Source organism: Thermogemmatispora sp. (assembly GCF_019683755.1).
Classification (GTDB): Bacteria; Chloroflexota; Ktedonobacteria; order Ktedonobacterales; family Ktedonobacteraceae; genus Thermogemmatispora.
This window is the reverse complement of record NZ_JADGHT010000154.1, coordinates 1-10,535: the sequence shown is the minus strand read 5'-3', so window position 1 is coordinate 10,535 and position 10,535 is coordinate 1. Positions and strand designations below refer to the sequence as shown.

The window sequence follows — 10,535 nt, the reverse complement described above, 5'->3', positions numbered from 1 at the left end:
AGGTAGAGGCGATGACTATGGGGGACCGCATCGTGGTCTTGCACCAGGGAGAGATCCAGCAGATGGGGCCTCCACAGGAGTTGTATGACCATCCGGCCAATATGTTCGTGGCTGGCTTCATCGGTTCTCCGGCGATGAATTTCTTCCCGGACGCCCAGGTGGTCGATCACGATGGCCCGGTGAGCATCGTGTTGGATGGTTTCGGGCGGGTGCAGGTGCCGGCCCAGTATGCTGAGAAGGCGCGGGCGGCCAAGGGACGCCGGCTGATCTTCGGGATTCGCCCCGAGCATTTGCGCGATGCCGCGCTGCTGCCAGCGGGTACCGATACGGCGACTTCGATGATCGTGGCTCCTGTCGATGTGGTGGAGCACCTGGGCAATGAGGTGCAGGTCCATATGTCGGCAAATGGCACCACGCTGGTGGCCCGCCTTGATCCGCGCTCGCACCCGGTGGTCGGTGAGCCGCTGAGGCTGCATGTTGATCCCGATCAGATCCACCTCTTTGACGCTGAGACGGAGAAGGCCTACTTCTAGCGCTCTGGCTCCCATCCGTCCGGCTTGATCGCTCTGCGCTCTGAGAGCTGTCCCGCTTTGTCCGCTTTGAAAAGACGGGTAAGAGGGTTGATTGATGAGGCCAGGCTGATCCGCGGCAGGCTGGCTTTGCCAGCGCCGTCAGCCTGGCCTGCTTTTGTCGGGGGCTTAGGCGCTGGTCGTCCTTGAGACGGACGGCGCCAGGCTAGGGCGCGGACCTCCACACCCCCAGAAAGGCCCGCGCCTGACCTTCGTTGCTTTCCTGCAGCGGACCAGGCTAGGCGACCGCTGGCAGGAAGTCAGAGGGGACGCCTATGACCTTGAGCTTCTTGCGTAGCGAGTTCATGCCAAATCTGAGCAGCTCGTCGGGGTCCTCACCAAAGCTGCTTAACAAGGCGCGCTGGAAGTCCGAAAGGTAGAGGATGTCATGGATTTGCGGCATCCATTTCTGGATGGTGTCGCGGATGACGTCCGCATAGTGGGCGTCCTCCTGTACCATGTCGCGCAGGAAGCGCACTCCAAAGAGGACGTGCCGCGATTCGTCGCGCGCAATGGCGTTGAACCCTTGCTGGAAACCTGGATACCAGCCCATGCGCTTGTTGCGGTTGAGCATGCTGCGCTGCCCGGCCAGGGCTAGAGTGCCTTCAGTGATGATGTGGTACAAGGTTACACCTTCAACGAGGTGTTCGAGCTTCTCGGGCTGGGCCTGGATGCGCTGGCCGATCTCGACCAGACCCTCCATGAGGATCTGGCGCTCGCTTTCGCGCAGCAGGGGGCGAATCTGGGCAAGCAGGGCCTCGATGTCTTCACCTTCAAAGCCCAGGGCCTCGCGGAAGAAGCGGTCAAAGAAAACGGAATGGCGCGCTTCGTCAACGAGTTGGGTGGTGAGAAAGATGCGTTGGTCTTCTTTGGGAGCGGCGGCACAGTAGGGGATGAGAGTGTGAGTAACGCTCACTTCTCCCTGGAAGAAGACGACAAAGCCGCTGATGTGCACCGGTCGGGCAGCCTCTTCAACCTGGCTCCATTGCTGGCGATCAGCGCTGAAGTCGATGTCTTGTGTGCTCCATTGCTGTTTCTCCCAGCGATGGTACAGCTCGCGATAGGTCGGCAGGTTGACGAGTTTGTCGTCGATCTCGCCGACGATGATGGCGTCTCCTCCCAGTTGACCAAGCTCTTTCAGTGAGGCCTTGCTGATGTCGATCGCCATGACGGACTCGCTCCTTTCCTTTCCTTGCGGCTAGGCCCCCGCTTCCGCGCGGAGGCGATCCGACTGACTGGCAGTCTTGCATTCCGCTGTCTGTCCTTTGTCCCGGTGCGCCGCTGGCTGCACTGCGCCACTGCTCCGGAACCGGCCACGCTTTGGTGGATGGGAGCGCGCTCCCTTGCTTTCCTCCAGTTCGGTCGCCGCAGGGAGCCAGGGCTGGCCCAGGCCACACTGCCTGCGCTGTGTACTACCCTGGCCCCGCTTGCTTTGAGCCTGGCCCGATTGCTGTGATGCTGTTGGTTTGGTTTGCTTGCCCACAATTGGGCGAGCTTAGTTGCGCAGAGGCTTGCCGGTCATGAGGATGGCCTGCATGCGCTCCTGCGTCTTCTCCATGCCACAGAGGCTCAGGAAGGCCTCGCGCTCTAGATCAAGTACCTGCTGCTCGGTCAGCGGCGTCAGAGGCGAGGTATTGCCGCCGGTGACAATCCGCGCCAGATGGCGCCCGATCACGGCGTCGTGCTCGGTAATCTTGCCAGCAAGCAGCATGTTTTCGATCTGCTGCTCCAGAACCAGGCGCCCGCCTGGCCCGGGCAGCAGCAGCATGGCCGGCTGCGGCGGCTGCCAGCGGCCCGCTTCGCGCGCCTCGGCCAGGCGCAGGGCGTCGGCTTTGGCGTCGCGCAGCAGAAGATCACGATTGGTGGTGATGCTGTCGCTCTGGCGCAGGAAACGGTATTCCTGGGCCTCGACAGCGCTGGTGGCGACCGTGGCCATCGCCACTAGCTCAAAGACGCGCCGCGGGGCGGCAAATGGTCCCCCAGAGCCACGAGCCTGCTGGTCTTCAAGACGGGCCCCGTGGCGCAGCAACAGCTCTTTGACGCCGCCACCGCCAGGGACGAGACCGGCCCCGACTTCGACAAGGCCGATGTAGGTCTCGGCGTGCGCGCGGACGTGGCTGCTGTGCATGACGATTTCACAGCCACCACCCAGAGTGCGCCCGGTGGGAGCAACGACCACTGGAATGGGGCTGTATTTAAGGAGCATGTTCACCTGCTGGAAGGAGTTGACGGCCTGCTCCAGCATCTCCCACTGGCCGTTACGTGCTCCTACGAGCATCAGGAAGAGGTTGGCACCCGCCGAGAAGTCCGGGGCGTCGTTGGCGATGACAATGGCCCGGTACTGCTTCTGGCCCTCTTCGACGGCGTAATGCAGCATCTCGATGATGTCCTGGTCGATGGCGTTCATCTTGGTGTGGAATTCGACGCAGACAATGCCATCGCCCAGGTCGACCAGCGAGGCTGAGCCGTTCTCGCGGATGACCTTGTTTTGGGCCTTGGCCACGCTGAGGGAGAGGCTGCCGCGCAGTTGCGGCACCGGCTGGTAGCTGCCACTGTGAAAGTCGAAGTAGCGCCGTTCCCCAATGGGGCCACTGTAGAAGCGCCCTTCTCCTTGAGTGATGACCTGGCGTACAAGCTCGGGCAGGCGTGCCCCATGCTGCTCGACCAGGGCTTTGAGACTGGCCGGCGCCTGCTCTTCGCTGACATCTTTAAAGGATGGATGGCTCCGGAGGACGCGATAGAGCGTCTCGGGATGCTGGAGGAGGATGTCCCAGCCTTCGAAGCTGCCCAGGTCGAAGTTGAAGCCCCAGCGCATGGCCTGGTCAACGGCTACAATGCTGTCGGCGATCTCCGGCGTCAGCCGCGCCGCATAGATGAGCGAGTCGGCCAGGGTCTCGCGCGCCAACTGGGCAGCGCGATCGTTTCCGTTGAGCACCGTCAGCATGCGCTCGGCTGGGTCCTCAATGTTGCGCGCTGCTCCGATGGATTCGAAACGCGGCTTCTGCTGGGGCTGGTATTCCAGCGTCTGCAGGTTCAGCTCAAGAATGGTGGATTCGCCACCCGGGTTCTTGATGCGCTTGTAGAAGCCCTGACCACTCTTCTCCCCAAGCCAGCCACGCCGTACCAGTTCGCGGACTACCTCGGGGACACGGAAGACTTCGCGCTCAGGATCATCAGGGGCGTTTTCGTAGATGTTGTCGGCGACGTGGACCAGCGTATCAAGGCCGGAGAGGTCGGCAGTGCGGAAGACCGCCGATTTGGGCCGGCCCATGCTGGGGCCAAGAATGGCGTCAACTTCGCTGACGGTGTAGCCCTCCTCAAGAGCCCGGCGGATGGTCGCGAGGAAGCCATAGACGCCGATCCGGTTGGCGATAAAGTTGGGCGTGTCCTTGGCCAGGACAACCCCTTTGCCGAGGACTTCGGTGGCGAAGTCTTGCATGAAGCTGACGAGGGCCGGATCGGTCTGCTGGTCAGGGACGATCTCTAGCAGGCGCATGTAGCGCACCGGGTTGAAGAAGTGGGTGATGAGGAAGTGACGACGGAAACGCTCACTGCGCCCCGCGGTTAGTAGATGTGCCGGCAGACCGGAGGTGTTGGAGCTGACGATGGTGTCGGCCCCCAGCAGCGGTTCTAGTTTGTCGTAGAGCTGCTGCTTCACATCGAGACGCTCAAAGACGGCCTCGACGATCCAGTCAGCCTGCGCTGCTTCGTGAAGGTTATCTTCGATATTGCCAATGGTGATCAGCTTGGCTTTGTCTTTGCTATAGAAGGCGGCAGGGCGGGCGTTGAGAGCACGCTCCAGACCACTCCTCGCAACTCGGTTGCGGTCTGCGCCCGCGTCAGGCGGCACAATGTCTAGCAGAAGGCTTGGAATGCCAACGTTGGCGAGATGGGCGGCAATGGCGGCCCCCATGACCCCGGCCCCAATGACCGCCGCTTTGCGAATCTGGTACCCCATGACTACGACAACCTCTCGATGATGGTCGCTACGCCCTGGCCGCCACCAACACAGAGGGTGGCCAGTCCCAGGGTCTTATCGGCGGTTTGCAGATCGTTGATGAGTGTGGCGACGATACGGGCACCGCTGCAGCCCAGGGGATGACCCAGAGCGATGGCACCGCCGTGCGGGTTGAGCTTCTCTTCGTCAATCCCCAGTTCCTGGATCACGGCCAGGTTCTGGACGGCAAAGGCTTCGTTGAGTTCGATGATGTCGATGTCGCTGAGCTGCATGCGCGCGCGCTGCAGGACTTTCTTGACCGCCGGCACAGGCCCGATGCCCATGATGTCAGGTCGCACGCCGGCCACGGCCATGGCGACGACACGCGCCAGTGGCTGAATACCTAGCTCGCGCGCCTTATCGGCGGACATGAGGATGACAGCGGCTGCTCCGTCGTTGAGCGGGCTGGAGTTGCCAGCAGTGACTGTGCCATCTTTGATGAAAGCCGGCTCGAGGGCGGCCAGCTTCTCCATAGAGGTGTCGCGTCGCGGCCCTTCGTCGGTGTCCATGATGCGCCCGTCAGGCAGCTTGACGGGGATAATCTCGCGCTTGAAGAAGCCGCTGTCAATGGCGGCAACAGCGCGCTGGTGGCTGCGCAGGGCAAAGGCGTCCTGGGCCTGACGACTGATGTTGTATTTACGGGCCAGGTTCTCAGCCGTCAGCCCCATCGGGATGTAGCTGTAGAAGCCGTATTCTTGTTCGGTGGGTGGATAGGGCCAGTCGTATTTCTCGCCTTCGGCGGGCTTGATGAGACGCGGGTTAAAGCTGGGATTGAAGCCGCCCATCGGCACACGAGACATGCTCTCGACACCGGCGGCAATGATGGCCTCCCCTTGGCCAAGCATGATGCTCTGCGCTGCCATGTTGACGGCCTGCAGGCTGGAGGCGCAGAAACGATTGACGGTGACGCCGCCGCAGGTCTCAGGTAATCCGGCTAGCGGGGCGACAATGCGCGCCATATTCATGCCTTGCTCGCCTTCAGGGAAGGCACAGCCTAGAATGACATCTTCGATGAGCGCAGGATCAAGCTGCGGTACGCGGTCAAGGGCGCCGCGAATGGCAAAGGCGGCCAGGTCATCGGGACGAACATCCTTGAGGGCGCCTTTGTTGGCGCGCCCGATCGGTGTGCGTACAGCACTGACAATGACAGCATCTATCATGGGGGATCTGCTCCTCGTATCTGCTTGTTGTGAGAACAGGGCGCCTGCCTGGACAGCATTGAGCCGCCCACCAATAGGATCGTGTGCTCTGTGCCTGATGCGTCCTGAGCAGGCGCACAATGGCATCAGGCCGCACGGCCACCTTGCTCAGGAGGCCTTCTCTTCGTTTGAAGCCTGCTCGCTGGCCGACGACGGCCTCTGGCGAATGATGCCCTGGGCTTGCCCGCGCAGCACTTCCTTGCCGTGCTGGTTGCGGCAGATGGAGACCAGCTCCAGAGCTAGATAGCCGTCCCCTGGCTCCAGGCGGCTGACGGTCATTTCGCAGCGCACGCGGTCACCGGCGAAGACCGGGCGCAGAAATTCCATCTGCATGCTGCGTGCGATGAAGTTGAGGTCGCCGCCCAGTTTGGTCGGAATGCTGGCGGTGAGTAGGCCGTGTACCATGAGTCGGCCTTGGGCGTCGGGGTGCATGTGATGGTGACCCTTGTCGCCCGAGAGTGCAGCGAAGAGGCGAATGTCCTCTTCGCTAAAGGTGCGCTCGTAGGTCAGGACGTCGCCGACCTGCAATGGCTCTTTGCGCTCGCTGTCCATCAGTTTCTTTCAGCGACCAGCCGGCGACGGCGGCGGAAGGGCGGGCCTGGGGAGCCTGTGGCTGCTGTGCCATGCCCCTCGCCCGCAGTCCACCAACCGCCGTCGGCCTTTGGCACTCGGTCACGCTATCACACCGGATAGCCATGGGGGCAGGAGAGAGAATCCTGGTTGTCTGTAGCTCTGGGTGTCCTGGCTGGCTGGCCGTCCGGACGGGGCCCGACGGCCAGCCAGCCAGCCGGCCAGTGGCCTAGAAGTGCGGCAGCGGGTAGCCTTTCTTGGCCACGACAGCGGCGGCAATGTCGCGCTGTAGGGCCACACCGTTGACAAGGTAGTCGCCAATGTAGGCCCGAACGCGCGCCAGCTCCTCACCGACCGTCTCCGGCTCAAAGTAGGTCATGATCATCTGATCCAGGTTGAGGCGGATGCGCGAATGGGCCAGCCAGGTGGCCAGTTGTGCCAGCTTGCTATGCAGGTCACTGTTCTCGTCGCCACGGCGGATGGCCTGGATGGCGCGGGCCAGGGCGCTATCGCTGGCGTAGATGTCGATCAGCAGGTTGGCCAGGTACTCGATGAATTCTTCTTCGTTCTCCAGGGCCTGCATGTAGCGCATGGCGACGCGCATGCCGGCATAGATGGCCACATCCTTGGCGCGCTCGACAGCGTGGACGGCAGCGCGCAGTTCAGCGGGCACCTCGTCGCCGGGGACAGGTGGGACCTCACCAGCTTTGATGCGGGCCTCGATGGCCGGGTAGCGCTGCATGAGGTCGATCTTGCCGCCCAAGACGCGACGGAAGAGCGTGCCGGCTGCTACCAGTCGGTTGATCTCGTTGGTGCCCTCAAAGATGCGCTGGATGCGGGCATCGCGATAGGCCTTCTCGATCGGATACTCCTGCATGTAGCCGTAGCCGCCGAAGATCTGGACCCCCTCATCGACGACGTAGGCCAGGACTTCGCTGCCGTGGACTTTGGCAATGGAGTCCTCGATGGCGAATTCTTCGATGGCCTTAAAGACCTGCTCGGTGTTCTCGCCGGCTCCGCGGCGGGCGTTCTCGATGTTGGCGGCGGTGCGGAACACCTCGCTTTCGGCAGCGTAGGTCTCGGCAGCCATGCGCGCCAGTTTCTTTTGAATCATGCCGAATTCGTGCAGGAATTTGCCGAAGGCCTTGCGCTCGGTCGTGTAGGCCGCGGCCAGGTCGAGAGCTGTGCGCGCCCCTCCAACAGCGCCGGCGCCCAGTTTGAGACGCCCGATGTTGAGGATGTTGAAGGCGATCTTGTAGCCTTTGTGCAGCTCGCCCAGCAGGTTTTCAACGGGGACGGGCGTGTCTTCAAAGTAGACCTGACGCGTCGAGGACCCCTTGATGCCCATCTTGCGCTCTTCGGCCCCTGTGGAGATGCCCGGCCAGTTTGTCTCGACGATGAAGGCCGAGGGCCGCTGGCCATCGACACGCGCAAAGACAATCATGAGGTCGGCAAAGCCGGCGTTCGAGATCCATTGCTTGGTACCGTTGAGCAGGTAGTATTTGCCGTCCTCGGAGAGGCGCGCCGTTGTGCTGAGGTTCATGGCATCCGAGCCAACGCCCGGCTCAGTCAGGGCGTAGGCCGAGATCCATTCACCGGTGGCCAGCTTCGGCAGGTATTTGCGCTTCTGCTCTTCCGTGCCGTAGAAGACGATCGGCAGGGTGCCGATAGTGGTGTGGGCGCCGAAGGCCACGCTAAACGAGGCTTCGTGAATGGAGGAGGCGACGATGGCGCTGGTGAGTAGGCCCAGTTCGGCCCCGCCGTAGGCCTCGGGGATATCGATCATGAGCAGGCCCTGCTCTCCGGCTTTTTTAACAAGTGAGGGCATGACGCCCGGCTCCTGGTGTTCAACAGCTTCGAGCTTGGGCAGGACCTCGCGCATGACGAAGGTGGCCGCCGATTCGGCGATCCAGCGCTGTTCGTCATCCATTTGCTCCAGGGTGAATATTTTGTCGGCACTCTCGCTGACCGGCGTCAGCAGGAAGGCCGTTCCGCTCTCTGTGGGCTTCATCGTCGTAGACATGCTCAGTTGTACCTCCAGTGGCTGGCACCAGGCCGGCACTGGCCTCACAGGCGGCCCGAGAGAGGTGCCGCCCGCGTCGCCCAGGTCAGGCGAGGGTCCCAGCCGTTTGCGTGTTGCTGCGAATTGCTGTTGTTATGGCCGTCGCTTGAGTGGCGATGGTCATTATGCACGCACCACTCTGCTCCGGGCTCGGGCTAGACACTCCGTTGCTGCGCTCGCTGGCGCCCGTGCCTCTCCCGGCCCGGTAGCGCTGGCTCAGTTGGTCTTTTGGCCTGCGCCTCGCTGCTGTAGCCATTGTTCGCGCAGCTCGCGGCGCAGCACTTTGCCAATGAGAGACTTGGGCAGGCTCTCACGGAATTCTACAATCTTGGGGACCTTGTATGCTGTTAGCTCTTTACGACAGAAGTTGACAATGTCTTGTCGGGTGGCATCGTTGGGAGCAACGCCAGGCTTGAGGACAATGAAGGCCGCAACGGTCTCACCGCGATATTCGTCGGGCACGCCAACGACTGCCGCTTCTTGCACAGCAGGATGACGGAAGAGGACCTCTTCGACTTCACGCGGGTAGACGTTGAAGCCGCTGGCAAGGATCATGTCTTTGGCGCGCTCGACCAGGTAAAAATATCCTTCTTCGTCCATTTTGCCGAGGTCGCCGGTGCGCATCCAGCCGTCGCGGAAGATGGCCGCGGTCTCCTCTTGGCGATTCCAGTAGCCCTGCATGATGTTCGGTCCGCGGACGACTAGCTCTCCGATTTCGCCCGGCGGGAGCAGTTTGCCAGTCTCGGGGTCCATGATGGCGGCCTCGACTTCAGGCAGAGGGAGGCCGATACTGCCTTCGCGCACGTCGCCGTTGAGCGGGTTGCAGTGGGTGACGGGCGAGGCTTCGCTGAGACCGTAGCCCTCTACCAGACGGCCTCCCGAGAGGCTCTCGAAGTCGTGGCGCACTTTGGCCGGCAAGGGGGCCGCCCCACTGATACAGTAGCGAATCGATTGGAAGGCGCCGCTGTCTTTGCCGGCTTCGCGCATGATGGCAATGTACATGGTCGGTATGCCCGGGAACATGGTCGGACGGTAGCGCTTGATGGCGCGCACGACTTCTTTGGGTTTGAATTGCGGTAGCAGCACCATGCTGGCTGCGGCCAGAATGCCCAGGTTCAGGCCCACCGTTAGCCCGTACGAGTGGAAGAAGGGGGCGACGCACAGGCCGGTCTCGCCGGCATCATGGGCCCGCGGCGTCCAGTAACGCGTCTGGTAGGCGTTGGCCAGCAGGTTGCGATGGGTGAGCATGGCACCCTTGGAGAGGCCGGTCGTGCCTCCCGTGTATTGGAGGACGGCCAGGTCCGAGCTGCGCGGCGGGTCGGGTACTGTGAAGACTTCGATTCCTTCGGTACTGCTGGGCTTGAGCAGGTCGCTCATGAGGAGCAGCTTGGGGTCGGAACGCAGCTCGTCTTTGGTCAAGGGGGGCTGCGGTTGCTTGTGCCGCTCGCGGCGCTGGCTCAAGGGGTAGAGCGTGCGCAGCAGAGGCGGCAGGAAGTCAGCAGGACTGGTGATGATGATGTGCTCCAGGGCGGTCTTGTCGCGAATGGCGCGTACAACCGGATAGAACATGTCTAGCATGATGAGAATGCGGGCCCCGGAGTCGGCCATCTGGTGCTGCATCTCGCGCTCAGTGTAGAGCGGGTTGGTCGGGACGGCCACGGCGCCTAGCCGCAGGGTGCCGTAGAAGGCAATCGGATATTGTGGGATGTTGGGCAGGGCAATGGCTACCCGGTCTCCTTTCTTGATGCCTAGCCGCTGGAGGGCCGCAGCAAAGCGGTTGGCCAGGGCGGCAAAGCGCGCGTAGGAGATGCGCGTCCCGTAGTAGATGAAGGCGGTCTTGTCAGGATGACGACGGACTGTCTCGTCAAGCAGCCAGGTCAGGGGCTGGTCGGGAATTTCCAGGTGAACGGGGACACCCTCTTCGTAATGCTTAATCCAGGGCCGCTTTGCCAACAGCTCCGCCTCAGCCTGCACCGTTGCGCTCATCGAGGGTTGTTCGTTCGGCTGTGTATTCTTGCTGACCGCAGAATCAGGCATGTTCTCGCTCCTCATTGTCTGGTATCCACCAGGATACGCCAACCGGGCAGCCCACGATGGCCACCCTTCCGAGCATACAGTCCCCACTTGTTACTAGTATT

Annotated in this window: 7 protein-coding genes; 1 reads left to right on the top strand and 6 read right to left on the bottom strand. The window is 62.2% G+C overall.

Going from position 1 to position 10,535, the window contains the following annotated elements:
* On the top strand, nt 1-533 hold a 533-nt coding region (locus tag IRZ24_RS11365), incomplete at its 5' end, for a TOBE domain-containing protein (RefSeq protein ID WP_297164101.1).
* A gap of 274 nt (nt 534-807) precedes the next feature.
* Here IRZ24_RS11365 and IRZ24_RS11360 read toward each other — a convergent pair.
* From IRZ24_RS11360 to IRZ24_RS11335, 6 genes are all read right to left on the bottom strand, one after another.
* Nucleotides 808-1,737 (bottom strand): ribonucleotide-diphosphate reductase subunit beta, encoded by a 930-nt coding sequence (locus IRZ24_RS11360; RefSeq protein ID WP_297164099.1) that lies wholly within the window; start codon nt 1,735-1,737, stop codon nt 808-810.
* Nucleotides 1,738-2,064: 327 nt separating this feature from the next.
* Nucleotides 2,065-4,527, bottom strand: coding sequence for a 3-hydroxyacyl-CoA dehydrogenase/enoyl-CoA hydratase family protein (locus IRZ24_RS11355; RefSeq protein WP_297164096.1), 2,463 nt, complete (start codon nt 4,525-4,527; stop codon nt 2,065-2,067).
* A gap of 2 nt (nt 4,528-4,529) precedes the next feature.
* A complete protein-coding gene (locus IRZ24_RS11350) occupies nt 4,530-5,726 on the bottom strand; it encodes a thiolase family protein (protein WP_297164093.1) in 1,197 nt (398 codons plus the stop codon).
* Nucleotides 5,727-5,873: 147 nt separating this feature from the next.
* The gene (locus tag IRZ24_RS11345) at nt 5,874-6,317 is read right to left on the bottom strand and encodes a MaoC family dehydratase (protein WP_297164090.1); all 444 of its coding nucleotides are present in this window, start codon (nt 6,315-6,317) and stop codon (nt 5,874-5,876) included.
* Nucleotides 6,318-6,564: 247 nt separating this feature from the next.
* On the bottom strand, nt 6,565-8,358 hold the full coding sequence (locus tag IRZ24_RS11340) for an acyl-CoA dehydrogenase family protein (protein ID WP_297164087.1): 1,794 nt from the start codon (nt 8,356-8,358) through the stop codon (nt 6,565-6,567).
* Between the two features lie 255 nt (nt 8,359-8,613).
* On the bottom strand, nt 8,614-10,434 hold the full coding sequence (locus tag IRZ24_RS11335; RefSeq protein ID WP_297164085.1) for a long-chain fatty acid--CoA ligase: 1,821 nt from the start codon (nt 10,432-10,434) through the stop codon (nt 8,614-8,616).
* Nucleotides 10,435-10,535: the final 101 nt, after the last annotated feature.